Source organism: Pseudomonas sp. TKO26, assembly GCF_003225665.1.
Lineage (GTDB): Bacteria > Pseudomonadota > Gammaproteobacteria > Pseudomonadales > Pseudomonadaceae > Aquipseudomonas > Aquipseudomonas saponiphila.
On the sequence record NZ_QKLN01000009.1, the window covers coordinates 158,346 to 180,775 of the forward strand.

Sequence of the window (22,430 nt, forward strand, 5' to 3'; positions counted from 1 at the left end):
TTTTAAGGTTTGAGCCATGCGCGTTCTGATTGCCGAACACGATCACGCTGTTTATGCCCGCCTGTTGCGTCAGGCGGCCCCGGAGCTGGAAGTGCTGACCAGCGGTGACTCCGCCGAGCTGTCGCGGCTGGCGGCCGATTGCCCGGTCTGGCTGGGGCAGCCGGACCTGCTGGCCACCCTGTTGCGCCAGGGGCACCAGCCCCGGTGGTTGCAATCCACCTGGGCCGGCATCACTCCGCTGCTGGCCGACGGTTTGCCCCGGCATTACCGCCTGACCCGGGCAGTGGGCATCTTTGGCCAGGTGATGGCCGAGTACGTGCTGACCTACATCCTCGGCCATGAGCGCGAAGTGCTGGCGCGGCTGGTCAGCCAGGTGGAACGCAAGTGGGACAACCGCCTGGGCCAGAGCCTGGTGGGACGCAAGGTGCTGATCGTCGGCACCGGCGATATCGGCCAGAGCGTGGCGCAGTTCCTGGTGCCGTTCGGGGTCAAGCTGTACGGCATCGCCAGCCAGGCCCGGGAGCAGGCGCCCTTTATCGAAGTGGCCGGGCTGCAAGACCTGGGACGCTTGGTGGGGGAGGTGGATTACGTGGTCAACCTGTTGCCCAACACTCCCAGCACCCACGACCTGTATGACGCCGCGCTGTTCAGGCAATTCAAGCCCAGCGGGCTGTTCATCAATGTCGGGCGCGGTGTTTCCGTGGTCGATGCGGACCTGGTGCAGGCCCTCAAGGAGGGTCATCTGGCCGGAGCCGTGATCGATGTCTGCCGCCAGGAACCGCTGCCGCAACGGCACCCGTTCTGGACCGCCTGGGGCTTGCTGCTGACCGGCCACAGTTCGGCGCCGACTTCGCCGGAATTGATGGTGCAGCTGTTTGTCGACAACCTGCGGGCCTACGAGGCCAGGCAGGCCTTGCGCGGCGAAGTGGATTTCGCTCGCGGCTACTAGAGCACAGCGGCAAGCTTCAAGCCGGCAGCTTCAAGCTTGTAGCTGCCGGCTTGGGGCTTGTGGCGGCCTTAAAGGCTGAAGTCGCCTTCGGCCACGGTTTCGCTCAGGGGACGACGCGGGCTTGGTTCTTCCCGGGCCTGCAGGTATTCGGCCAGGGTCGACTTGTCTCCCAGCTTGCCCACCGCCACGGCGGCATGCAGGGCATAGCCTTCGGGAATCTTCAGTTCCTTGCGCGTCAGTTCCTGATCGAAGCCGGCCATGCCGTGGGTGTGCCAGCCACTCAGGCTCGCCTGCAGTGCCAGGTGGCCCCAGGCCGAACCGGTGTCGAAGGTGTGCCACAGCGCCGGGGATTCTTCCGTGGCGCCAGGGGCGGTGAAGGTGGTCTTGGAAATCACGATCACCAGGGCCGAGGCGTGCTGCGCCCAGCCACGGTTGAATTCGTTGAGCAGGCCGAGGAAGCGTTCCCAGTTCGGTGTGTCGCGGCGGGCATAGAGAAAGCGCCAGGGCTGCGAGTTGTAGGCCGAAGGCGCCCAGCGCGCGGCCTCGAAGAAGCTCAGCAGGGTTTCTTCCGGGATGCTTTCGCCGGTGAAGGCCCGGGGCGACCAGCGCTGGGTGAACTGCGGATGGATGGCGTAATCGGCAACGCGAGGATTGGCGCTCATGGAAAGACTCCTGGCAGCAAGTGAGAAGAGTGGAATAAACCGGCAAGCGCAGTTGGCTGAGCGAAGGGGCATTCCGGGCCCCGTGCGGTTTGCCGGGTGCGACGCGGTCGAGCGTTAATGGCACACGGACACGGGGCGGTCCGAGGGGCAAAGCTACTGTGCCCATGGCCGGCTGACAAGTCTCGGGCTACCGGCAGTCAGTAGCGCTTGGCCCAAGGGGGCTTGGGCACTAGACTGGCGGCCTTTTCACCCTCGGATACTGATGCTTGAGCCATGGCCGCCAAAGTCGAACCTTTCTGGATACGCAAAACCCTCGAACAACTCGACCAGGACGAATGGGAGTCGTTGTGCGATGGCTGTGGCCTGTGCTGCCTGCAGAAGCTTGAGGACGAGGACGACAACAGCGTCTATTACACGCGCATCGCCTGCAAACTGCTGGACCTGAAGACCTGCCAGTGCAGCGACTACGCCAATCGCCGTGCCTCGGTGCCCGACTGCATTCAGCTGACGCCGGGCAAGGCTGACGAGTTCAAGTGGCTGCCGCCTACCTGTGGCTACCGCCTGGTCAGCGAAGGCAAGGACCTGCCGCTCTGGCACCACTTGGTGTGCGGCGATCGCGATGCGGTGCACCACGAGCGTATTTCCCAGTCCGGTCGCATGCTCGCCGAAGGCAGCGTGGCGGAGGAAGACTGGGAGGATCATCTGATTTTCCGCGCCGGCTGAGGACTGGCCGCGCCGGCCGCAGCGCCTGTTCAGGTTCCAGCGGGCAAGGTTCAGGCAAGGCAGAAATGGCCAAGAAAAGGGAATTTGGGGGCTGAATGAGCATTCGAAGCGGTTTGCAACCCCGCCTGAACCCAGCGCGGCAGATGATGAGCAGCTTCTCAAGGGGTTTACCGCAAGGAGAATGTATGAGGGTGGGGGCGAAGCTGGCGCTGGCCACTGCGCTGCTGGCGCTGAGCGCATCGGTCGTTGCGGCGCAGAAGGTCGATCTGGATTATCACGTGCGCTTTTTGCCCCAGAGCGATCAGGCCGAGGTGCGCCTGACCCTGGCCGAGGGCACGGTCCTGCGCAGCCTGGATTTCGACCTGGGCGCCGGCGGCGACTACAGCGATTTCAAGGCCGACGGTCAATGGCAGGCGGCGTCGGCCGATGCTGGCGGCCAGCGCGGCATCTGGCGCCCGGCCAGCGGCAAGGCCAGCCTCAGCTACCGGGTGCGTTTGAGCCACAGCATCAAGAAGGGCAGCTACGACAGCCGCAGCACCGCCAACTGGGCGCTGCTGCGCGGCGAAACCCTGGTGCCGCCGGCGCGGATCGATCAGCAGGACGGGGTCGAGCTGGTGTCGCGTCTGGATTTCGACTTGCCCGCCGGCTGGAAGAGCATCGAGACTGCCTGGCCGCGCATCGGCAAGAATCGCTTTCGCATCGACAACCCCTCGCGCCTGTTCGATCGCCCCACCGGCTGGATGCTGGCCGGCAACCTGGGCAGCCGCCGCACGCGCCTGGGGACTACCGAGGTCAGCGTCGCCTCGCCCCTGGGCCAGGGCATGCGGCGCATGGATGTGCTGACGCTGCTGACTTTTGTCTGGCCGCAAGTGCAGGCGGTGTTTCCCCGTCAGCCGGGCAAGCTGCTGATTGTCGGTGCGGCCGATCCGATGTGGCGGGGCAGCCTGGCCGGGCGCGATTCGCTGTTCCTCCACAGTCGCCTGCCGCTGGTCAGCGAGAGCGGCAGCAGCCCGTTGCTGCGGGAGCTGGTGCAGTCGTTGGCGCGCATCAACGACAGCCAGCGCAGCGACTGGATCAGCGAAGGCCTGGCCGAGTATTACGCCATTGAATTGCTGCGCCGCGCCGGCGGGATCAGTGACGAGCGTTATCAGGTTCTGCACCGGCACCTGATCAAGGACAGCCACAAGGTCAGCAGCCTGCGGGGCGAGCAGGTGGATAGCGCCACGGTGGCCAAGGCGGTGTTGCTGTTGCAGGAGCTGGACCGGGAAATCCGCCTCAAGACCCGCAACAAGCGCTCACTGGACGATGTGCTGCAAGGGGCGATGCGCCTGCAGAGCGTCAGCACCGATGAGTTCATCCAGCTCAGTGAAAGCGTGCTGGGCGAGTCATCCAAGGTTCTCGACACCAGCCTGCTGCACTAGCCAGCAGTAATGCCCCGGCGCCGACCAATCGCTTGAGGCGTCCATCGGGACGCCCCGGGATCAGGCCTTGGGCACCTTCGTTTCATCATGGCTGGCGGCGTTGGCGTTGCGGCCTGCCGCTTCGGCGTTGGCCTTCAAGTTGCGCAGTTCTTCACCGGCGCGTTCGATCTTGCCGCGCACCTGATGCAGGTCCTGGCGGCCTTTTTCCAGCAGGCTCTTGGCCGAGCTGTGCCCGGTGATGCCCCGTGCCAGGGCGACGCCGCCAATGGCCACCTGGATCAGGCCGAACACGCCGCCACGGCGCAGGCCCTTGCCCAGCATCACCACGCCACCGGCCAGGGAGCCGATGCGTTCCCAACCCTGGACGTTCTGCTGTGCTTGAAGCGGGGCCGGCTTGATGGTTTGCAGTTGTTTGCGCTCGCTCATGATCTGTCTCCAATGGACCTAAGGGTATGCAGCTGACTGCACCTGGGGCACGGGGGTTCCCGCCAGTTGTCCGGCGTGTCTTCAGAACTTGGGCCCGGAGCGGGTGTTGTTGCCTTTGGCCAGGCGGTCGTAGAGCACCACGTTGACCGTGGCGGCCAGGTTCATGCAGCCGGTGGTGGGGATATAGACCACGTCCTCGCACCAGTCGCGGATCTCCTTGTCGAGGGAACCGTCTTCCGGGCCGAAGATGTACAGCGCGCGATCCGGGTGGGTGTATTCCGGCAGCGGGCGGGCGCCTTCCACCAGTTCCACGGCCACCGGGATGCAGCCCAGGGGGAGGATTTTCTTCAGGTCGTCGATGCCGATCAGGGGAATGTCCTGGTGGACTTTCTTGGTGTCGGTGACGAAGTCGCGGGCACGCTCATAACGCTTGCCGGTGTAGAACACCGAGGCGACGCCATAGCAGCCGGCGGCACGCATCACCGAACCAACGTTCTCCGGCGACTTGGGGTTATACAAACCGATGCAGCTGTACCTTTTGTTTGCCACGAGCAGGGAGCCTTGGGGGAAAAGAGCGCGATTATACGGGGATTGGGCGGGGTGTGGCGGGGTGTTCGGCGGTTCGCGGGCCAGCCCGCTGCTGCGGGAGCGGGCTGGCCGGCGAAGGGGTTACTCGCTGTCTTTCTTCATCAACCCAGCCAGGGCGGCGAATGGGTTGTGGGTCGCCTTGGCGACTTTCGGCGTACTCAGCGAGCCTTCGCCGAAGTACTGCTGGTCGGTGTAGCGCGAGTGCTCGTTGTCGTGGCAGTACAGGCACAACAGCTCCCAGTTGGAGCCGTCCTGGGGGTTGTTGTCGTGGTTGTGATCGCGGTGGTGCACGGTCAGCTCGCTCAGGCGCTTGCCGGAGAATTCCCGGGCGCAGCGGCCACAGACGTGGGGGTACATCTTCAGCGCCTTGTCGCGGTAGCCCATTTCCCGGTCGCGCTGGGCGTCGGCAAGGATACGGTCCAGCTTGGCGGTGTTGGACGGGGGAGTGGACGAACTCATGGGTTCACCTTTGTAGAAGGACTAATGACGGTAATGGACAAAGTTTAGCTCAGGCCTTGAGCTTCTCGGCAATCCAGATGGTGTGCCGGGTGCCACGATTGCCGTGGGCGTACACCTGCACTTCCTCGGCCTTGAAGCCGGCCTTGCGCAGGCGCTCGGAGAACTTCTGGTCGGCGCTGGCCGACCACACCGCGAGCACCCCCTTGGGCCGCAGGGCCCTGGCGCAAGCCGCCAGGCCGGCGCTGGAGTAGAGCCAGCTGTTGGCTTTCTGGGTCAGGCCTTCGGGGCCGTTGTCGACGTCGAGCATGATCGCGTCGAAGCCCTGGGGTTCGGCTTGCAGGACCTTGGCCACGTCCTCCAGGCGGATCACCGTGCGCGGGTCCAGCAGCGGCCGACCGGATTTTTCCCCGAGCGGGCCACGGTTCCATTCCACCACCCCGGGCACCAGTTCGGCGACCACCACCTCGGCACTCTGGCCCAGGTGCTTGAGGGCCGCGGCCAGGGTGAAGCCCATGCCCAGACCGCCGATCAGCACCCGCGAGTTCGCACGCCCGGCGACCTTGCTGCAAGGGATCTGCGCCAGGGCGTCCTCGGAGCCGTGCATGCGGGTGTTCATCAACTGGCCGCCGTCGCCGCCCTGGATCTTGATGACGAAATCCTCACCGTATTCGAACAGGCACAAGGCACCGCCGTTGTCGGGAATCGCAGTGGTGTCCAGCAGTACGAAACGTTTCATGGAGATCTCATTGAGGAAGGCAAAAGCTCCCGGTTGGGAGTAGCCTGACGCCAGACAATAGCAATGGAGCCATTGATGAAGCGCACTATTCTAACGGTGATTGCCCAAGCGGCGCTCGCCCTGACCGCCGCCCTGGCGCTGAGTGTTGGCCCGGCCCTGGCCGACGAGCCGCAAAGCGCCCCGGTGGTGACCCCAACGCCCAACCTCGGCGCCCCGGGCACCGCAACGCCCACGCCTTATCCGCAAGTGACCCCGCCCAGCACGCCCAAAGCCGGCAGCAGTGGCAGCGCGCCCCTGCTGCCGCCGATCGACATGCCCAAGCCACCCAAGGACCAGACCCTGCCGGGGCTGGAGCAGAACGACAACAAGGCCAAGACGCAGGGCTGATGGTTGTAGCAGGCTGGTGTGGCGAGGGAGCTTGCTCCCGCTCGGCCGCGCAGCGGCCGCAACACCTGAGCCCAGGTTGCAAGGGTTGAAAACGAGTAGCGGCCATTGGGGTGGCTATGCCACCCAGCGGGAGCAAGCTCCCTCGCCACGGGGGGTCAGTACTGCTGCGCGAGCAACTGGCCGTCGGCCATGCGCAGGCGCTTGGACAGCGACACGGCCAGGGCGCGGATGATCTTGGCGGCGATCTTCGGTGCCTCGTTGAGCATCTTTTCTAGGGAGTCCTTGCCCAGGTTGAGCAATTGGCAATCACTGGCCGCCACGCAAGTGGCCGAGCGTCGCTCGCCATCGAGCACCGCCATCTCGCCAAAGGCCCGACCGCTGCGCAGAGTGGCGATGGTCAGGGGCTGGCCGTCCTGGGTGCTCTTTTGCACGGCTACCTGGCCGCTGTGGATGATGCACATGAAGCTGCCGGCATCGCCTTCGCGAAAAACCGCCTGGCCCTGGGCGATGCTGCTGATGCTGAAGTAGCCCGCCGCAGCGTTGAAGTCGGCGGGCAGCAGTTGGTCGAACAGGCCGCAGTCCATCAGCCAGTCGCGGATCTCGTTGTTCAGTAAGGTGGGTTCGGACATGGGATCAGGGTCTTTTTCTTGTGTCTGTTGCACGGGCGCAGGCCCGGTCCGGCGTTTGCCGGCGGCGATCCTGGGTTAAGACAGGAGCGCCGCCGAGAGTTCCTCAGCCCAGGCCCAGAATGTTCAGGACGAAGGCATATTCGAGGGCTACGTCACGTAATCCCTGGTAACGGCCGCTCATGCCGCCATGCCCGGCGCCGAGTTCGGTCTTGAGCAGCAGCGGGTTGTCGTCGGTCTTGGTGGCCCGCAGTTTGGCCACCCATTTGGCCGCTTCCCAGTACTGCACGCGACTGTCGTTGTAGCCGGCGATCACCAGAGTGGCCGGGTAGGCCTGGGCGCGGACGTTCTCGTAGGGCGCGTAGGCCTTGATCCGCTCATGGACTTGCGGCTCCTCGGGGTTGCCCCATTCGTCGTATTCGGTGACGGTCAGTGGCAGCTCCGGATCGAGCATGGTGTTGAGTACATCGACGAAGGGCACTTCGGCGATGGCCACCCGGAACAGCTCGGGGCGCTGGTTGAGCACCGCGCCGATCAGCAGGCCGCCGGCGCTGCCGCCGCTGATGGCCAACTGCTGGGCGCTGGTCAGGCCCTGGGCGATCAAGTGTTCGGCGCAGGCGATGAAGTCGCCGAAGGTGTTCTGCTTGTGTTCCTGCTTGCCGGCGCGGTACCAGGCTTCCCCCAGCTCGCCGCCGCCGCGCACGTGGGCGATGGCAAAGGCCACGCCGCGATCGAGCAGGCTCAGGCGCGCGTGGGAGAACCAGGGGTCGAGGCTCTCGCCATAGGCGCCGTAGCCGTACAGGTACAGGGGCGTCGGCTGGCCCAGGCATTCGCGCTTGACCACCAGGCTGATGGGCACCTGGGTGCCGTCGGCGGCGGTGGCCCAGAGGCGCTGGCTGACGTAGGCATCAGGGTCGAACGGGCCCAGTACCGGGGTTTCCTTCAATACCTGCTGCTGGCCGTCGGCCAGTTGCAACTGACGCACTTGGGCCGGGCGATTGAGCGCCTCGTAGCGCAGGCGGATGCGCGAGCTGGAAAACTCCAGGCTGTTGTGCACGTGCAGGCTGTAGGCCGCATCCGGCAGTTGCACACGATAGGCGGGCAGGCCTTGCGGGTGCACTTCGATGATCGGCAGGCCGCCTTCGCGCAGGCTCAGGGTCATGGCGCCGGCGTTGAGGGTCACGCCGTCGAGCATCACCTCGGGGTTGTGCGGCACCAGCCGTTGCCAGTCGCTTTGCTCGGGGATCGCGCCGGTGTCTGCTGCCTGGTAGAGGGCGAAGTTGATGCCTTCGCGGTTGCTGCGGATGAACCAGGTCCACTGGCCGTCGAGCTGGCCATGGTCGACATCGTATTCATGGCCTTCGACCCGGGGCGCCATGCAGGTAAAGGGCTGCTCGGGCCGTGCGGCGTCCAGGACCCAGGTTTCGCCGGTGGTCTTGCTGCCCAGGGACAGCAGCAACTGGCGTTCGGAGCTTGAGCGGTAGCAGTGCAGGAAGAAGCGCCCGTCCGGCTCGTGGAACACTTCCTCGGCGGCCGTGCCGTCCAGGCGGTAGCGCAGCAGTTTGTGCGGGCGGTGAGTGTCGTCCAACTCGCCGAAGAACAGGGTCAGGCTGTCGTTGGCCCAGGTCATGCTGCCGTCGCAGTTGTCGAAGGACAGCTCGCTGACCTTGCCGTTGGCCAGTTCCTTGACGAACAGGGTGTAGATTTCCTCGCCGGTGGTATCGAGGCTGTAGGCCAGGCGCTGATGGTCGGGGCTGATGCTGAAGGCACCGAGGGAGAAGAATCCGCCGTTGGCCAGGGCGTTGGGGTCCAGCAACAGCTGTTCGCGGCTTTCGTCCACCGTCAGGCTGTCATCCGTCGGACGCGGGCAGCGGTAGTGGCGAGGGTATTCGTCACCGGCGGTGGTGCGGGTGTAATACAGGTACGGGCCCCAGGGCGAGGGCAGGGACAGGTCGGTTTCGAGGATCCGGCCCTTGATCTCCTGGAACAGCGTCTCGCGCAGCGGCGCCTGGTGCGCCAGCTGGGCGTCGAGGTAGCTGTTTTCAGCCTTCAGGTAATCGAGCACCGCGTCGGTGTCGCGTTCCTGCAGCCAGGCATACGGGTCAGCGCCGGCGGCCTTGTGGGCAATCGGGGCACTGCTGTCGTTGGCGGTTAAGGGCATGGTGGGCTCTCGGGCGATGACAAATGAGGGCTGGGCAGACGGCGTTGCAGCCTGACACGGGAAAAGTCGTTATCATAAGCGCCTCTTTGCCTGCCTTGCCATGGACACCATGACCGAGAACGACTATCTGATCGCCTGGGGGCTCTATGCCTTCGCCGCCTTGGGCTGCCTGCTGGTGTGGATGCGCCTGACCCGCTGGATGTGGCGCTGGCTGCGCGAGCCGCTGCGTGTGCTGATGGCGGTGCTGTTGTTCAGCCCCACCATCATCGACTCGGTCAAGGATAAATTTGCCCCGGCCATTGCCATCACGGCCCTGGACATCGCCTTCAAGGTGGGCAACAACGCCTGGCGCGCGGTATCCGACCTGTTCATGTACGGCATGATCGCCTTTGGCGTGTACCTGCTGTTCGTGCTGATCCGCTGGCCCATCGAGCGCGCCGCCAGGGAGCGCCGCGAGCGTAACGAAGCGGCGAAAGCCGCGGCCAAGGCCGCCGAAATCGAGGATGACCAGCCCTTTGGCGCTGCCGGCAACGACCGTTATGGTCGGCCTGCCGCGGGCACTCCCCTGAATACGCGGGTCGAGCCGCGTCTGTAACCTGGCCCCGGCATTCAAGCGAGAGTCCGAGCATGTGTGAGTTATTGGGCATGAGCGCCAATGTACCGACCGATATCGTCTTCAGCTTTACCGGGCTGATGCAGCGCGGTGGCCGCACCGGCCCCCACCGCGACGGTTGGGGCATCGCCTTCTACGAAGGCCGTGGCCTGCGCCTGTTCCAGGACCCGGCGGCCAGCTGCGAGTCGGAAGTGGCCAATCTGGTGCAGCGCTACCCGATCAAGAGCGAAGTGGTGATCGGTCACATTCGCCAGGCCAACGTCGGCAAGGTCTGCCTGGCCAATACCCATCCCTTTGTCCGCGAACTCTGGGGCCGCAACTGGTGCTTTGCCCATAACGGCCAGTTGGCGGACTTCCAGCCCCAGGCCAGCTTCTATCGCCCGGTGGGGGACACCGACAGCGAGGCGGCGTTCTGCGACTTGCTCAACCGGGTACGCGAAGCCTTTCCCGAGCCGGTGGAGATCGAGCAACTGCTGCCGATCCTGATCCGGGCCTGCAGCGAATACCGCAGCAAAGGCGTGTTCAACGGGCTGCTCAGTGACGGTGACTGGCTGTTCTGCTTCTGCTCCACCAAGCTGGCGCAGATCACCCGGCGCGCGCCGTTCGGCCCGGCCCGGCTCAAGGATGTCGATGTGATCGTCGACTTCCAGGCCGAAACCACGCCCAACGACGTAGTGACGGTAATCGCCACCGAACCGCTGACCGAAAATGAAACCTGGACCCGCTATCAGCCGGGCCAATGGAGCCTGTGGCGGCGCGGTGAATGCGTCAGCCACGGCCAGACCGAATAAGGACATCTCTATGTTGCTCAGTTATCTGCGGCTGGTGTTGTTCGCCGCCGGCCTGCTGGTCGGTGTGCAAGTGCCGGGTTTCATCAGCGACTACGCCAAACGCGTGGAAGCCCACTTGATTGAGTCGCAGAACAGCTTGCGGGGCTTCCAGGGCACCGCGCAGCAGTTCTTCAAGGGCGACCTGAATGCACTGGTGGCTCACTACCGGGCCAGCGAAGACCCGGTGTTCCGCAGCGATGCCGATAGCCTGAGCGGCTTGCTGCAGCGCCAGCTGGCCCTGGACAAGCAATACCAGGCCATGCAAGGCCCCTGGTACATCCGCCTGCTGCAAGTGGCCCTGGCGGCCGATCCGCAGATCCGCAAGGAAACCTGGGACGGCTACAGCTACCAGATCCTGTTGACCCCGGAAGCGATGATCTGGGGCATGAGCGGCGCCATGCTGCTGTCCTTTGGCCTTGAGTGCCTGTACCGCCTGATCGATTGGGTGGTCCTGGGTGGCCGGCGCTTGCGCCAGAGCCGGCCCATCGAAGAACGCGATCTCAAGGGCCTCTGACCCCTGCAGGAGCCGGCTTGCCGGCGAAGGCGCCCGCAGGTCCTGCGCCTGGCTGCAGATCGCTTTCGCTGGCAAGCCAGCTCCTACGAGGGGGAGGGCGATGTTTACTGGGGGGCGATCAGCACCAGGTAATCCTCGCCGACCTTCTGCCCATAGCGCTGCACCACGCGCTGGCACAGCTGCACGATGTCCTCCACCAATTCCACGCCGACCCGCCACGACACCACCACCTGCAGGTTGGGCGGGCGCTGGTCGATGGCCAGCAGGGTCAGTTCGCCGCGGGCCAGTTCCTCGCGCACCAGCACCGGCGGCAAAGCGCCAATGCCGAAGCCGTCGCGCAGCAGGCGGGTGATGGCCGATACCGAGTTCACGCAATTGAGCCGTGGCGCCAGCACCCCGTTGGCCTGCATCAGGCTCAGCACTTGCTGGTGGGGCAGGGAGTTCTTCGAGTAGGTGATGATCCGCTCCTGGGCGAGTTCCGCAAGGCTGGCGTAGTCACGGTTGTAGATCGAATTGCTGGCGGCGATCCAGCCCACCGGGTGGCTGGCCACTTCCAGGCTGCGGATGCTTTCCTGGCGCAGCAGGTCGGTCTGCAGCACCAGGTCGAGAAAGCCTTTTTGCAGCTGGTCGCACAGATTCAGCGAGGTGTCGGCCACCAGCTCGATTTCCACTTGCGGGTAGTGGTCCATCATTTCCGTCACCAGGGGGCTGAGCCAGGTGTGGATCACCGTGTCCATGACCCCGATGCGAATTCGTCCGACCTTGCTCGACGGCGCCTCGATGGACTGTTTCAGCAGGTGCAGGGTGTCGAGCATCTGCTCGGCGTGCTCCAGCACCTTGAGCCCTTGCGGGGTCAGGCTGACGCCCCGCGAGTCCCGCAGGAACAGCTTGACCCCCAGTTCGCCTTCCAGCACCGCGATGCGGCTGGAGATCGCTGCCTGGGTGGTGAAGAGTTTTTCCGCGGTGAGGCTGAAGCTCTTGAGCCGCGCCACCCAGACGAAGGTTTCGAGAAATTTGAGATTCATGGGATCAACTTTTCTTATGCCTTGGGGCGGTTTTTATTAGTTGGACGCGCCGGGCGTCCGAGTCGAAGAATGCGCCAACCCACGATATGCGTCGTCTGGGCCCAGAACAACACCAATAAATCACCCTGGAGATCGCCATGAGTGCGCCCGAAACCCTGGCCGCCAAGGCCCCGCGCCGCGCCGGTCCGTTTGACTGGTACCGCGACATCAACCAGCAGGAGCGCCGCACCTTCTGGAGTTGCAAGATCGGTTATGGCCTGGATGGCATGGACACCCAGATGCTCAGTTTCGTGATCCCGACCCTGATCGCGTTGTGGGGCATTACTTCCGCCGAGGCCGGCCTGATCCATACCAGTACCTTGCTGGCCTCCGCCCTGGGAGGCTGGATCGCCGGGATTCTGTCCGACCGCATCGGCCGGGTCCGCACCCTGCAATTGACCGTGCTGTGGTTCGCATTCTTTACCTTTCTGTGTGGCCTTGCGCAGAACTACGAACAATTGCTGATTGCCCGGACCCTGATGGGCTTCGGTTTCGGCGGCGAGTGGACCGCCGGGGCGGTCCTGATTGGTGAGGTGATCCGCGCCAAGAACCGTGGCAAGGCGGTGGGCATGGTGCAATCCGGCTGGGCCCTGGGCTGGGGACTGACGGCGCTGCTGTATGCGCTGCTGTTCTCCCTGCTGCCGCCGGAAGATGCCTGGCGTGGCCTGTTTATGCTGGGCATCCTGCCGGCGATCTTCGTGATTTTCGTCCGTCGCCTGGTCAAGGATCCCGAGGTCTACCGGGAAACCCGCGCCCGTGAAGTGCCAAGCAATCCGGCGCGGTTCTACGAGATCTTCGCCCCGGGGATTCTCAGCACCACCCTGCGTGCGTCCTTGCTGGCGGCAGGGGCCCAGGGCGGCTACTACGCCATCACCTTCTGGCTGCCGACCTTCCTCAAGACCGAGCGCGGCCTGAGCGTGTTGAGCACCGGCGGCTACCTGGCCATGGTGATTGCCGGCTCCTATGTGGGTTATGTGATCAGCGCCTACCTGACCGACATTCTCGGGCGCAAGAAGAACTTCGTGCTGTTCGCCGCAGGGTCTTTCACCATCGTCCTGCTTTATACACAGATGCCGGTGAGCAATGCCGTGATGCTCTGGTTGGGCTTTCCCCTGGGTTTCTTCGCCTCGGGGATCTTCAGCGGCATGGGGGCGTTCCTCACCGAGCTGTTTCCCACGCGCATCCGCGGTTCCGGCCAGGGCTTCTGCTACAACAGCGGCCGGGCGCTGGCGGCACTGTTTCCGCTGCTGATCGGCCTGCTCAGCCAGCATGTGCCTCTGAGCCTGGCCATTGGCAGCTTTGCCGCGGTGTCCTACGGCGTGGTGGTGCTGGCGGCCCTGAGCCTGCCGGAAACCCGCGGCAAGGAACTTGAGGCGCGCTAACTGATAATCTGCGCGGGCATTGTGCGACAGCCCTGCAGCTGATCTACAACAAGAACCACAGGAGCACTGACCATGAGCCGCCTGTTATTGAATTGCGACATCGGCGAAAGCTTTGGCAACTGGACCTTGGGCCTGGATGCCGAGGTGATGCCCTTTATCGACTGCGCCAACATTGCCTGCGGCTTCCATGCCGGCGATCCGGGCATCATGCGCAAGACCGTGGCCCTGGCCCTGGCCAATGGCGTGCGAATCGGCGCCCATCCGGCCTATCAGGACCTGGCCGGTTTCGGCCGCCGCTCCATGAGCTATTCGCCCGAGGAAATCCGCGACCTGCTGCACTATCAGATCGGCGCGCTGGACGGCATCTGCCGGGCCCAGGGCGCGCGGGTCAGCTATGTCAAACCCCATGGCGCGATGTACAACGACATGATGGCCAAGCCGGCCCAGTTGCGCGCGGTGATCCAGGCGGTGGCGGCTTACGATCCGCAATTGCCATTGATGCTCATGGCCACCCGCGACAACAGCGCGGCCCGGGCCCTGGGCGACGAATACGGCGTGACCCTGTGGTTCGAGGCCTTTGCCGATCGCGCCTACGACAACGCCGGGCACCTGGTGTCGCGGCAACTGCCGGGGGCGGTGCACCACGACTCGGCCACCATCATCGACCAGGCCCTGACCATCGCCCGGGGCGAGCCCCTGACCGCCAGCGACGGCAGCGCCTTGCTGTTGCAGGCCGACACCCTGTGCGTGCACGGCGACAACGCCAGTTCGGTGGCCGCGGTGCAGCGCATTCGCCAGGCCCTGAACCAGCAGTCCGGCCTATGAAGCCACAGGTTGAAGTAGTCGCCATCGATTGCCTGATGGTGCGGCTGTTCGAGGTGATCGCCGAGGACAACATGCCCTGGATGCTGGCCGCCGCCGAAGGGTTGCGGCAGGCCTTTGGCGAATCTCTGGTCGATCTGGTGCCGTCCTATACCACGCTGATGGTGCACTACGACCTGCTGGCCCTGAGCCCGTCCGAGGCCCGGCAGCGGATCGAGGTCGCCTTGACCGATCTCAAGCCCGGCGCCACCCAGGCCGGGCGCGAGCATGTGCTGCCGGTGTGGTACGACCTCAGTGTCGGGCCGGAACTGGCGCTGTTGTCCCGCCGCAGCGGGTTGTCGGTGGCCGAGGTGATCCAGCGTCACAGCCAGCGTGAATATCAGGTGTTTGCCCTGGGTTTCGCGCCCGGATTCGCCTTCATGGGGCTGGTGGAAGAGGTGCTGGCGGCGCCGCGGCTGAACACCCCGCGCAAGCGCGTGGCGGCGGGCAGTGTGGGGATTGCCGAGCGGCAGACCGCGGCCTATCCAGTGGTATCGCCGGGTGGCTGGAACCTGATCGGGCGCACTCCGAGCCGGCTGTTCGACCGCGAGCGCGACGGCTACAGCCTGATGCAACCGGGGGACCGGGTGCGCTTTGCCGCGGTGGACCGCAGCGAGTTCCTGCGCCTGGGAGGCGATGACACGCCGTTGGAGGAGCCGGCATGAGCCGTTTGACGATCGAGGCCAGCACCCCGCTGTGCCTGCTGCAGGATACCGGGCGTTTTGGCGTGCGCCATTTGGGCGTGACCCAGGGCGGGGCGCTGGATTGGGTGTCGATGTCCTGGGCCAACTGGCTGCTGGGCAATGCCCTGGATGCGCCGGTGGTGGAAATCACCCTGGGCGGCTTTACCCTGCTGGCCGAGGACTATTGCCTGCTGGCCCTGGCCGGTGCTGATCTTGGGGCTTATGTCGATGAACGTCCCTTGAGCCCGGGGCGCAGTTTCATCCTGCAAAAGGGCCAGCGCCTGCGCTTTACCCAGCCCTTCCTTGGTGCCCGGGCCTATCTGGCGGCGCCGGGCGGTTTTGACGCGCCCAAGGTCCTGGGCAGTTGCGCCAGTGTGCAGCGCGAGGCCCTGGGCGGGCTCGACGGTTACGGTCGGGCGCTGAGCGAGGGTGGGGTGCTGGGCTATTCGGGCACCGGCGGGGCGCTCAAGAGTCTGTCGGCTGCGCAGTTGCCGGATTGGCAATCCGTTGCGCCGCTGGAGGTGATCCTCGGCGCGCAGATCGGCCAGTTCAGCGGCCTGAGCCTGTTTGATGCCTTCAACAGCACCTGGACCCTGGACAGCCGTGCCGATCGCATGGGCGCGCGCCTGCTCGGGCCGTCGTTGCAGTATCAGGGCCGGCCGATGATTTCCGAGGGTATTCCCCTGGGGGCGATCCAGGTGCCACCGGATGGTCAGCCGATCATCCTGCTCAATGACCGGCAGACCATTGGTGGCTATCCGCGATTGGGGGCGTTGACGCCCTTGTCCCTGGCACGGCTGGCGCAGTGTCTGCCGGGCAGCGAGGTGCGCCTTGCTCCGGTGGTGCAGGAGACTGCACATCGGCAGCAGGTGGCGTTCCTGCGCAGGTATGGGTGAGTGTCTGAAGGGCTTCGCCAGCAAGCTGGCTCCTACAGCGTCTTGTAGGAGCCGGCTTGCCGGCGAACCGGCTTACTTGGACAGAAAGCGCATGCCTTCTTCCAGGCCGCGCAGGGTCAGCGGGTACATCTGGTCTTCGATCAGCTCGCGAACGATGTTGGTCGAGGCGGTGTAGCCCCAGGTGTCCTTCGGGTAGGGGTTGATCCAGATGAGCTTCTTGTACTTTTCCATGAAGCGCTGCATCCACACATAACCGGCTTCTTCGTTCCAGTGTTCGACGCTGCCGCCGGCCTGGGTGATTTCGTACGGGGCCATGGCGGCATCACCGACGAAGATCACCTTGTAGTCGGCGCCGTACTTGTGCAGCAGGTCCTGGGTCGAGGTGCGTTCCGAGCCGCGGCGCAGGTTGTTCTTCCACACCGACTCATAGATGAAGTTGTGGAAGTAGTAGTACTCCAGGTGCTTGAACTCGGTCTTGCAGGCCGAGAACAGTTCCTCGCAGATCTTCACGTGGGCATCCATGGAGCCGCCGATGTCGAACAGCAACAGCAGCTTGATGTTGTTGCGCCGTTCCGGGCGCATCTGGATGTTCAGCAGGCCAGCGTCGCGGGCGGTGTGGTCGATGGTGCCGTCGATGTCCAGCTCGTCCGCGGCGCCCTGGCGGGCGAACTTGCGCAGCCGGCGCAGGGCCACCTTGATGTTGCGGGTGCCCAGTTCCACCGAATCGTCGAGGTTCTTGTACTCGCGCTGGTCCCAGACTTTCACCGCCTTGCCCTGGCGCTTGCCGGCGTCGCCGACACGGATGCCTTCCGGGTTGAAGCCGCCGGAGCCGAAGGGGCTGGTGCCGCCGGTGCCGATCCATTTGTTGCCGCCGGCGTGGCGTTCCTTCTGTTCTTCCAGGCGCTTCTTGAACTCTTCGATGAGCTTGTCCAGGCCGCCCAGGGACTGGATCTGCGCCCGTTCCTCATCCGTCAGCGAGCGCTCGAACTCCTTGCGCAGCCAATCCTCGGGGATCAGCGCCTGCAAGTGCTCGTCGAGCTTTTCCAGGCCGTTGAAGTAGGCGCCGAAGGCTCGGTCGAACTTGTCGAAATGCCGTTCGTCCTTCACCAGGATCGCCCGGGCGAGGTAGTAGAACTCGTCCATGTCGGCGAAGGTCACGCGCTGCTTGAGCGCGTTGATCAGGTCCAGCAGTTCGCGCACCGACACCGGGACCTTGGCCGCGCGCATTTCATTGAACAGGTTGAGCAGCATGGCATCAGCCTCTTAACGACTACCGCGACGGCTCATGAACGCCAGGCGTTCCAGCAACTGCACATCCTGCTCGTTCTTCACCAGGGCGCCGGCCAGGGGCGGAATGGCCTTGGTCGGGTCGCGCTCGCGCAGCACCGCTTCGCCGATGTTGTCGGCCATCAGCAGCTTGAGCCAGTCCACCAGTTCCGAGGTCGAAGGCTTCTTCTTCAGGCCCGGCACCTTGCGCACGTCGAAGAACACGTCCAGGGCCTCGCTGACCAGGTCCTTCTTGATGTCCGGGTAATGCACGTCGACGATCTTCTGCAGGGTGGCGCGGTCGGGGAAGGCGATGTAGTGGAAGAAGCAGCGACGCAGGAAGGCGTCCGGCAGTTCCTTCTCGTTGTTGGAGGTAATGATGATGATCGGCCGCTGCTTGGCCTTGATGGTTTCGTCGATCTCGTAGACGTAGAACTCCATCTTGTCGAGCTCTTGCAAGAGGTCGTTGGGGAACTCGATGTCGGCCTTGTCGATCTCGTCGATCAGCAGGATCACCCGCTCCTCGGATTCGAAGGCCTCCCAGAGCTTGCCCTTCTTCAGGTAGTTGCGGATGTCGTGGACCTTGTCCACCCCCAGCTGCGAGTCGCGCAGGCGGCTGACCGCGTCGTACTCGTACAGGCCCTGGTGGGCCTTGGTGGTGGACTTGATGTGCCAGGTGATCAGCTTGGCGCCGAAGGATTCGGCCAGTTGCTCGGCGAGCATGGTCTTGCCGGTGCCGGGTTCGCCCTTGACCAGCAGCGGACGCTCCAGGGTGATGGCGGCGTTGACTGCCAGCTTCAGGTCATCGGTGGCGACGTATGCGCTGGTGCCTTCGAACTTCATCTGCAATTCCTCGAACGGTGACGGCGAGCTGCCCGGGGCAGGTCGATTGAATGGGGAGTGATGGCGCGACTATAACGCGCAGTCCGGTCGACTGTGAACGTAGACGCCCCATTCAGTCTCTGAATGGAGCGTCACCGGGTGACTTGGTCAGTCTGTGCCGGTGCCGCTCGCGGGTGGCCTGCAGCTCCTGCGGCGCGACTGGACGCTCAAGGGCGCCAGGCATACCCTTGAGCACTTCTTCACTGCTGCATAAGGACCCAGCCATGAGCCGAATTTTTGCTGACAACGCCCATTCCATCGGTAATACCCCCTTGGTGCAGATCAACCGCATCGCCCCGCGCGGGGTGACCATCCTGGCCAAGATCGAAGGGCGCAACCCGGGCTACTCGGTGAAGTGCCGGATCGGCGCCAACATGATCTGGGACGCCGAAAGCAGCGGCAAGCTCAAGCCGGGCATGACCATCGTCGAGCCCACCTCGGGCAACACTGGGATCGGCCTGGCCTTCGTTGCAGCGGCTCGTGGCTACAAACTGATGTTGACCATGCCGGCGTCCATGAGCATCGAGCGGCGCAAGGTGCTCAAGGCCCTGGGCGCGGAGCTGGTGCTGACCGAGCCGGCCAAGGGCATGAAGGGAGCGATTGAAAAGGCCGCCGAAATCCTGGCCAGCGATCCGTCCAAGTACTTCATGCCACAGCAGTTCGATAACCCGGCCAACCCGGCGATCCACGAGAAAACCACCGGTCCGGAAATCTGGAACGACACCGACGGCGCCGTGGACGTGCTGGTGGCCGGGGTCGGCACCGGCGGCACCATCAGCGGCGTGTCGCGCTACATCAAGAAGACCCAGGGCAAACCGATCCTGTCGGTGGCGGTGGAGCCGGCGACGTCGCCGGTGATCAGCCAGCAGCTCGCCGGTGCCGAGATCAAGCCCAGCCCCCACAAGATCCAGGGCATCGGCGCCGGTTTCGTGCCGAAGAACCTCGACCTGGCCATGGTCGACCGGGTGGAACTGGTGACCGATGAGGAGTCCAAGGCCATGGCCCTGCGCCTGATGCAGGAAGAGGGGATTCTCTGCGGGATTTCCTGCGGTGCGGCCATGGCGGTGGCGGTACGCCTGGCCCAAACCCCGGAAATGCAGGGCAAGACCATCGTGGTGATCCTGCCGGACTCCGGCGAGCGCTATCTGTCGAGCATGCTGTTCAGCGACCTGTTCACCGAGCAGGAAAACCAGCAGTAACGCCCCCCAGGCATTCGCCGGCGAGCCTGCGAATGCTGATCCACATCAGGCAAGGGCCTGGCCGCTTGTGCTACTTAAGCGCCTTTGTTGCACGACCGTTAACACTGAATGTTGAGTCGTGCGGGTTTTTCCAGGGTTCAGGAGTGTTTATCATTGCCGGCTGCCAGGTCGGGTGAACACTCCCCCCACAGGTGCCTATTTCCAAGGAGTCGTTGCATGAGCTTTTCCTTTGCCGCCAAGTTCGCGGTGTTGTCGCTGTTCGTCGGCAGCATCCTTTACGTGCATCTGCGCGGCAAGGCGCGTCTGCCGGTACTGCGCCAGTTCGTCAACCATTCGGCGCTGTTCGCCCCCTATAACGCCCTGATGTACCTGTTCTCCGGGGTGCCTTCCAAGCCTTACCTGGACCGCAGCAAGTTCCCCGAGCTGGATATCCTGCGGGACAACTGGCAAGTGATCCGCGAAGAGGCCATGCACTTGTTCGACGAGGGCTATATCCGGGCGGCGGAGAAGAACAACGATGCCGGCTTCGGCTCCTTCTTCAAGAAAGGCTGGAAGCGCTTCTACCTCAAGTGGTACGACAAGCCACTGCCTTCGGCCGCCGCTCTGTGCCCCAAGACCGTGGAGCTGGTGAGCGCGATTCCCAACGTCAAGGGCGCGATGTTCGCCCTGCTGCCCGGTGGCAGCCACCTCAACCCGCACCGTGATCCCTTTGCCGGTTCCCTGCGCTATCACCTGGGCCTGTCGACCCCCAACTCCGATGCCTGCCGGATTTTCGTCGATGGCGAGGAATACGCCTGGCGCGACGGTGAAGACGTGATGTTCGATGAAACCTATGTGCACTGGGTGAAGAACGAAACCGAAACCACCCGGGTGATCCTGTTCTGCGACATCGAACGGCCGTTGAGCAGCCCGCTGATGACCCGCATCAACCGTTGGGTCAGCGCCCAGTTGGGACGTGCCACCGCGCCGCAGAACCTCGATGACGAGCGCGTCGGCGGGATCAACCAGGCCTATGCCTGGAGCAAGCGTTTCAGCGACAGCTTCAGTGGCGTGGTCAAGCAGTGGAAGCGCCGCAACCCCAAGCTCTACCGCATTCTGCGTCCGGTGCTGGCGGTGCTGGTGCTGGTGCTGCTGTGGAAGTGGCTGTTCGGATAAATCTTGCAACCCATCTCGGGCGCTGGTTATAGTCAGCGCCCTGTGAGTCCTGCTACTCACGTTCTTCCTCTTCGAGAACCATCGGCACATGGCTTTTTCCCCTCTCAACGCGGTAGTGCTTTCAGCGGTCAACGCTGGCGTCGTGCCGTGCGGGAATCAGCAGCCTGTGCAGATCGGTCAATACCCCCCACCTGTCAGTAGCACGCCGGTGTACGCAGTCGTATCACCGCCGGGCGTTGGCTTTTCGGGCTGATCGGCATCGCTGCTGTTCCCTGTGCCCGCCTGAACCAAACACTACTGAACTTCAGCCTCGGCTGAATTGGCTTCTTGCCTGATTACAGGTGGTATTCATGTTGCTCATTTCCAAAAAGTCCGCGCTTGCGGCGGCTTCCACGAGCCTGTTCGTCCTGCTCTGGAGCAGTGGCGCGATCTTCTCCAAATGGGGGCTGGCCCACGCGTCGCCCTTTGCCTTCCTGCTGTTGCGTTTTGTCCTCGCCCTGATCGGCCTGGTGCTGCTCATGCCCCTGCTCAAGCTGCGGCTGCCTCGGGGCCGCCGGGCCATGGGCTTTGCCATGGCCACCGGGCTGGTGCTGCTGGGGGCCTACCAGATCTTCTACATCCTGGCCCTGGACCTGAAGGTCACCCCCGGCGTCATGGCCACCATCATGGGGGTGCAGCCGATCCTGACGGTGGTGCTGATGGAGCGCCAGCGTTCCTGGAGCCGCTTGTTCGGCCTCGGCCTGGGGCTCGCCGGGTTGGTCATGGTGGTGTACCAGGGCATTGGGCTGGCGGGGATTTCTGTTTCCGGCATGCTCTGCGGCCTGTTGGCTCTGGTGAGCATGACGGCCGGTTCGATCATGCAGAAGCGCATCACCGACAACCCCTTGGGCACCCTGCCGGTGCAATACCTGGCGGGGCTGTTGCTGTGCGCCCTGTTCGTGCCGTTCCAGCCGTTTCACTTCGAGCACAGCGTCGGTTTCGTGATTCCGCTGCTGTGGATGGGGCTGGTGGTGTCGGTGTTGGCCACGTTGCTGCTGTACCGGTTGATTGCTCAGGGCAACCTGGTGAATGTCACCAGCCTGTTCTATCTGGTGCCGGCGGTGACCGCATTGATGGACTTCGTGTTTTTCGGCAACCGTCTGGCCTGGCTGAGCCTGATGGGCATGGGCCTGATCATTGTCGGCCTGGTCTTCGTGTTCCGTAAGAGCGCCTGACAGTTGCGGGCAACGATCTCCTCGGTGGTTGCCCTGACCCGCGGCCGAGCGCAATGCTCGGTCGCTTTTGCGCATTATTGATTCAATTAATGATCGACTATAAGTACGAATAGTGGCTAGATGCCACTATCGTCGTGGAGTTCTTTGCCGGTCAATAAAGGTCTGATTTCAAACCTTGCATGTGCACGTAATGAGCGACTGAAGCGAACCCTCAAGGTTCTTTTGATAACCAGATGCTTGGACTTTTTTGTTGGTATTCCAAATTCGTCCATCAGACAAACCTTAAAAACTAAAGCCGGTGCCTAGACTGACGACACAGTCCTTAAACAAAGGAGAGTCAGTATGAACGTAACGTTCGCTTCAACCGCTTTCGGTTTGCTTTTGGGACTGTCGAGCAGTTGCTTCGCCGCTGCTCCCGTGGCGCAAGGAGTCATCCGCTTTACCGGCAGTATTGTCGAGTCCAATTGCGCGTCCAGCGCTGCCAGCACCGGCTTGAGTCTGCGCCAGTGCCCTCAGGGTTCACGGGGAGGGGCGATTGATGTGACCCGCGTCGGGGCCAGTGTCAGCGCGGTGGATCGTTCGGCGGTCAAGCTCAAGCTCCTGGCCGACAGTGGCTCCCAGGGCCGTTACTACGATCAGCAGTACGCGTTCGTCGATCAGTCCGGCAAGGCGGTAACCTCCGGCACCTACCTGATTACCCTGAGCGTTCCATAAGGCCGCCGCCAGCGTTGCG

General features: G+C 63.9%; 25 protein-coding genes. 15 read left to right on the forward strand and 10 right to left on the reverse strand.

Annotated features, from left to right (window positions below; translation table 11 throughout):
* Positions 1-16 precede the first annotated feature (16 nt).
* Positions 17-949 (forward strand): D-2-hydroxyacid dehydrogenase, encoded by a 933-nt coding sequence (locus tag DNK59_RS15590; protein WP_110723764.1) that lies wholly within the window; start codon positions 17-19, stop codon positions 947-949.
* Between the two features lie 68 nt (positions 950-1,017).
* Here DNK59_RS15590 and DNK59_RS15595 read toward each other — a convergent pair whose 3' ends face one another.
* The gene (locus DNK59_RS15595; protein ID WP_110723765.1) at positions 1,018-1,611 is read right to left on the reverse strand and encodes a nitroreductase family protein; all 594 of its coding nucleotides are present in this window, start codon (positions 1,609-1,611) and stop codon (positions 1,018-1,020) included.
* A 273-nt stretch (positions 1,612-1,884) separates the two neighbouring features.
* Between DNK59_RS15595 and DNK59_RS15600 the strand changes: the two genes are divergently transcribed.
* Both DNK59_RS15600 and DNK59_RS15605 read left to right on the forward strand, forming a co-directional pair.
* Positions 1,885-2,334: a YcgN family cysteine cluster protein gene (locus DNK59_RS15600; protein ID WP_016964444.1), complete on the forward strand. Its 450-nt coding sequence runs from the start codon at positions 1,885-1,887 to the stop codon at positions 2,332-2,334.
* Positions 2,335-2,519: 185 nt separating this feature from the next.
* Positions 2,520-3,755 (forward strand): hypothetical protein, encoded by a 1,236-nt coding sequence (locus DNK59_RS15605; protein ID WP_110723766.1) that lies wholly within the window; start codon positions 2,520-2,522, stop codon positions 3,753-3,755.
* 60 nt (positions 3,756-3,815) lie between these two features.
* On the opposite strand, the gene DNK59_RS15610 is transcribed toward DNK59_RS15605, so the two are convergent.
* From DNK59_RS15610 to DNK59_RS15625, 4 genes are all read right to left on the reverse strand, one after another.
* On the reverse strand, positions 3,816-4,181 hold the full coding sequence (locus DNK59_RS15610; RefSeq protein WP_110723767.1) for a DUF2892 domain-containing protein: 366 nt from the start codon (positions 4,179-4,181) through the stop codon (positions 3,816-3,818).
* 81 nt (positions 4,182-4,262) lie between these two features.
* Positions 4,263-4,730 carry an RNA methyltransferase gene (locus tag DNK59_RS15615; protein WP_011059840.1) on the reverse strand — a complete coding sequence of 156 codons (468 nt, stop codon included), beginning with the start codon at positions 4,728-4,730 and terminating at the stop codon, positions 4,263-4,265.
* A gap of 120 nt (positions 4,731-4,850) precedes the next feature.
* Positions 4,851-5,228 carry a YajD family HNH nuclease gene (locus DNK59_RS15620; protein WP_016964441.1) on the reverse strand — a complete coding sequence of 126 codons (378 nt, stop codon included), beginning with the start codon at positions 5,226-5,228 and terminating at the stop codon, positions 4,851-4,853.
* Positions 5,229-5,277: 49 nt separating this feature from the next.
* Entirely contained in the window at positions 5,278-5,964 is a 687-nt protein-coding gene (locus tag DNK59_RS15625) for a spermidine synthase (RefSeq protein ID WP_092320436.1), read from the reverse strand.
* Between the two features lie 75 nt (positions 5,965-6,039).
* Between DNK59_RS15625 and DNK59_RS15630 the strand changes: the two genes are divergently transcribed.
* Positions 6,040-6,351 (forward strand): hypothetical protein, encoded by a 312-nt coding sequence (locus DNK59_RS15630; RefSeq protein WP_110723768.1) that lies wholly within the window; start codon positions 6,040-6,042, stop codon positions 6,349-6,351.
* 155 nt (positions 6,352-6,506) lie between these two features.
* Here the strand turns inward: DNK59_RS15630 and DNK59_RS15635 are convergent, their stop codons facing one another.
* Positions 6,507-6,980 (reverse strand): cyclic nucleotide-binding domain-containing protein, encoded by a 474-nt coding sequence (locus tag DNK59_RS15635; protein ID WP_092320438.1) that lies wholly within the window; start codon positions 6,978-6,980, stop codon positions 6,507-6,509.
* Between the two features lie 103 nt (positions 6,981-7,083).
* Positions 7,084-9,138: a S9 family peptidase gene (locus DNK59_RS15640; protein ID WP_110723769.1), complete on the reverse strand. Its 2,055-nt coding sequence runs from the start codon at positions 9,136-9,138 to the stop codon at positions 7,084-7,086.
* Between the two features lie 100 nt (positions 9,139-9,238).
* On the opposite strand from DNK59_RS15640, the gene DNK59_RS15645 reads away from it, so the two are divergent.
* Genes DNK59_RS15645 through DNK59_RS15655 form a run of 3 tightly spaced genes read left to right on the forward strand, consistent with a single transcriptional unit; the run spans position 9,239 to position 11,095 of the window.
* A complete protein-coding gene (locus DNK59_RS15645) occupies positions 9,239-9,733 on the forward strand; it encodes an MFS transporter (RefSeq protein ID WP_110723770.1) in 495 nt (164 codons plus the stop codon).
* 32 nt (positions 9,734-9,765) lie between these two features.
* Positions 9,766-10,542 (forward strand): class II glutamine amidotransferase, encoded by a 777-nt coding sequence (locus DNK59_RS15650; RefSeq protein ID WP_092320441.1) that lies wholly within the window; start codon positions 9,766-9,768, stop codon positions 10,540-10,542.
* A 10-nt stretch (positions 10,543-10,552) separates the two neighbouring features.
* Complete coding sequence (locus DNK59_RS15655) at positions 10,553-11,095, forward strand: DUF2937 family protein (RefSeq protein WP_110723771.1); 543 nt, start codon at positions 10,553-10,555, stop codon at positions 11,093-11,095.
* Between the two features lie 104 nt (positions 11,096-11,199).
* Here the strand turns inward: DNK59_RS15655 and DNK59_RS15660 are convergent, their stop codons facing one another.
* Positions 11,200-12,120 (reverse strand): LysR family transcriptional regulator, encoded by a 921-nt coding sequence (locus DNK59_RS15660; RefSeq protein ID WP_110723772.1) that lies wholly within the window; start codon positions 12,118-12,120, stop codon positions 11,200-11,202.
* Between the two features lie 137 nt (positions 12,121-12,257).
* Here DNK59_RS15660 and DNK59_RS15665 point away from each other — a divergent pair, with 137 nt between their 5' ends.
* From DNK59_RS15665 to DNK59_RS15680, 4 genes are all read left to right on the forward strand, one after another.
* Positions 12,258-13,541, forward strand: coding sequence for an MFS transporter (locus tag DNK59_RS15665; RefSeq protein WP_110723773.1), 1,284 nt, complete (start codon positions 12,258-12,260; stop codon positions 13,539-13,541).
* 72 nt (positions 13,542-13,613) lie between these two features.
* On the forward strand, positions 13,614-14,366 hold the full coding sequence (locus tag DNK59_RS15670) for a 5-oxoprolinase subunit PxpA (RefSeq protein WP_092320445.1): 753 nt from the start codon (positions 13,614-13,616) through the stop codon (positions 14,364-14,366).
* Positions 14,363-15,067, forward strand: coding sequence for a 5-oxoprolinase subunit PxpB (gene pxpB, locus DNK59_RS15675; protein WP_110723774.1), 705 nt, complete (start codon positions 14,363-14,365; stop codon positions 15,065-15,067). Before DNK59_RS15670 ends, pxpB begins: the two co-directional genes overlap by 4 nt.
* Positions 15,064-15,981: a biotin-dependent carboxyltransferase family protein gene (locus DNK59_RS15680; RefSeq protein ID WP_110723775.1), complete on the forward strand. Its 918-nt coding sequence runs from the start codon at positions 15,064-15,066 to the stop codon at positions 15,979-15,981. The genes pxpB and DNK59_RS15680 overlap by 4 nt, the downstream gene beginning before the upstream one ends.
* A 72-nt stretch (positions 15,982-16,053) precedes the next feature.
* Here DNK59_RS15680 and DNK59_RS15685 read toward each other — a convergent pair whose 3' ends face one another.
* Complete coding sequence (locus DNK59_RS15685) at positions 16,054-17,232, reverse strand: VWA domain-containing protein (protein ID WP_092320448.1); 1,179 nt, start codon at positions 17,230-17,232, stop codon at positions 16,054-16,056.
* Between the two features lie 12 nt (positions 17,233-17,244).
* Positions 17,245-18,090 carry a MoxR family ATPase gene (locus DNK59_RS15690; RefSeq protein WP_047284378.1) on the reverse strand — a complete coding sequence of 282 codons (846 nt, stop codon included), beginning with the start codon at positions 18,088-18,090 and terminating at the stop codon, positions 17,245-17,247.
* A 263-nt stretch (positions 18,091-18,353) separates the two neighbouring features.
* Between DNK59_RS15690 and cysK the strand changes: the two genes are divergently transcribed.
* The 4 genes from cysK to DNK59_RS15710 all read left to right on the forward strand — a co-directional run bounded on the left by cysK (position 18,354) and on the right by DNK59_RS15710 (position 22,411).
* Entirely contained in the window at positions 18,354-19,328 is a 975-nt protein-coding gene (gene cysK, locus DNK59_RS15695) for a cysteine synthase A (protein ID WP_110723776.1), read from the forward strand.
* A 216-nt stretch (positions 19,329-19,544) separates the two neighbouring features.
* Positions 19,545-20,483: an aspartyl/asparaginyl beta-hydroxylase domain-containing protein gene (locus DNK59_RS15700; RefSeq protein WP_060838044.1), complete on the forward strand. Its 939-nt coding sequence runs from the start codon at positions 19,545-19,547 to the stop codon at positions 20,481-20,483.
* A gap of 350 nt (positions 20,484-20,833) precedes the next feature.
* On the forward strand, positions 20,834-21,697 hold the full coding sequence (locus DNK59_RS15705; protein WP_110723777.1) for a DMT family transporter: 864 nt from the start codon (positions 20,834-20,836) through the stop codon (positions 21,695-21,697).
* 342 nt (positions 21,698-22,039) lie between these two features.
* Positions 22,040-22,411, forward strand: coding sequence for a hypothetical protein (locus tag DNK59_RS15710; RefSeq protein ID WP_092320451.1), 372 nt, complete (start codon positions 22,040-22,042; stop codon positions 22,409-22,411).
* Positions 22,412-22,430 lie beyond the last annotated feature (19 nt).

What these genes read in the sequence shown, in the direction of transcription:
- DNK59_RS15590 (WP_110723764.1), top strand. Translation starts at nt 17, where the DNA reads ATGCGCGTTCTGATTGCCGAACACGATCACGCTGTTTATGCCCGCCTG.
- DNK59_RS15595 (WP_110723765.1), bottom strand. Translation starts at nt 1,611, where the DNA reads ATGAGCGCCAATCCTCGCGTTGCCGATTACGCCATCCATCCGCAGTTC.
- DNK59_RS15600 (WP_016964444.1), top strand. Translation starts at nt 1,885, where the DNA reads ATGGCCGCCAAAGTCGAACCTTTCTGGATACGCAAAACCCTCGAACAA.
- DNK59_RS15605 (WP_110723766.1), top strand. Translation starts at nt 2,520, where the DNA reads ATGAGGGTGGGGGCGAAGCTGGCGCTGGCCACTGCGCTGCTGGCGCTG.
- DNK59_RS15610 (WP_110723767.1), bottom strand. Translation starts at nt 4,181, where the DNA reads ATGAGCGAGCGCAAACAACTGCAAACCATCAAGCCGGCCCCGCTTCAA.
- DNK59_RS15620 (WP_016964441.1), bottom strand. Translation starts at nt 5,228, where the DNA reads ATGAGTTCGTCCACTCCCCCGTCCAACACCGCCAAGCTGGACCGTATC.
- DNK59_RS15625 (WP_092320436.1), bottom strand. Translation starts at nt 5,964, where the DNA reads ATGAAACGTTTCGTACTGCTGGACACCACTGCGATTCCCGACAACGGC.
- DNK59_RS15630 (WP_110723768.1), top strand. Translation starts at nt 6,040, where the DNA reads ATGAAGCGCACTATTCTAACGGTGATTGCCCAAGCGGCGCTCGCCCTG.
- DNK59_RS15635 (WP_092320438.1), bottom strand. Translation starts at nt 6,980, where the DNA reads ATGTCCGAACCCACCTTACTGAACAACGAGATCCGCGACTGGCTGATG.
- DNK59_RS15640 (WP_110723769.1), bottom strand. Translation starts at nt 9,138, where the DNA reads ATGCCCTTAACCGCCAACGACAGCAGTGCCCCGATTGCCCACAAGGCC.
- DNK59_RS15645 (WP_110723770.1), top strand. Translation starts at nt 9,239, where the DNA reads ATGGACACCATGACCGAGAACGACTATCTGATCGCCTGGGGGCTCTAT.
- DNK59_RS15650 (WP_092320441.1), top strand. Translation starts at nt 9,766, where the DNA reads ATGTGTGAGTTATTGGGCATGAGCGCCAATGTACCGACCGATATCGTC.
- DNK59_RS15655 (WP_110723771.1), top strand. Translation starts at nt 10,553, where the DNA reads ATGTTGCTCAGTTATCTGCGGCTGGTGTTGTTCGCCGCCGGCCTGCTG.
- DNK59_RS15660 (WP_110723772.1), bottom strand. Translation starts at nt 12,120, where the DNA reads ATGAATCTCAAATTTCTCGAAACCTTCGTCTGGGTGGCGCGGCTCAAG.
- DNK59_RS15665 (WP_110723773.1), top strand. Translation starts at nt 12,258, where the DNA reads ATGAGTGCGCCCGAAACCCTGGCCGCCAAGGCCCCGCGCCGCGCCGGT.
- DNK59_RS15670 (WP_092320445.1), top strand. Translation starts at nt 13,614, where the DNA reads ATGAGCCGCCTGTTATTGAATTGCGACATCGGCGAAAGCTTTGGCAAC.
- pxpB (WP_110723774.1), top strand. Translation starts at nt 14,363, where the DNA reads ATGAAGCCACAGGTTGAAGTAGTCGCCATCGATTGCCTGATGGTGCGG.
- DNK59_RS15680 (WP_110723775.1), top strand. Translation starts at nt 15,064, where the DNA reads ATGAGCCGTTTGACGATCGAGGCCAGCACCCCGCTGTGCCTGCTGCAG.
- DNK59_RS15685 (WP_092320448.1), bottom strand. Translation starts at nt 17,232, where the DNA reads ATGCTGCTCAACCTGTTCAATGAAATGCGCGCGGCCAAGGTCCCGGTG.
- DNK59_RS15690 (WP_047284378.1), bottom strand. Translation starts at nt 18,090, where the DNA reads ATGAAGTTCGAAGGCACCAGCGCATACGTCGCCACCGATGACCTGAAG.
- cysK (WP_110723776.1), top strand. Translation starts at nt 18,354, where the DNA reads ATGAGCCGAATTTTTGCTGACAACGCCCATTCCATCGGTAATACCCCC.
- DNK59_RS15700 (WP_060838044.1), top strand. Translation starts at nt 19,545, where the DNA reads ATGAGCTTTTCCTTTGCCGCCAAGTTCGCGGTGTTGTCGCTGTTCGTC.
- DNK59_RS15705 (WP_110723777.1), top strand. Translation starts at nt 20,834, where the DNA reads ATGTTGCTCATTTCCAAAAAGTCCGCGCTTGCGGCGGCTTCCACGAGC.
- DNK59_RS15710 (WP_092320451.1), top strand. Translation starts at nt 22,040, where the DNA reads ATGAACGTAACGTTCGCTTCAACCGCTTTCGGTTTGCTTTTGGGACTG.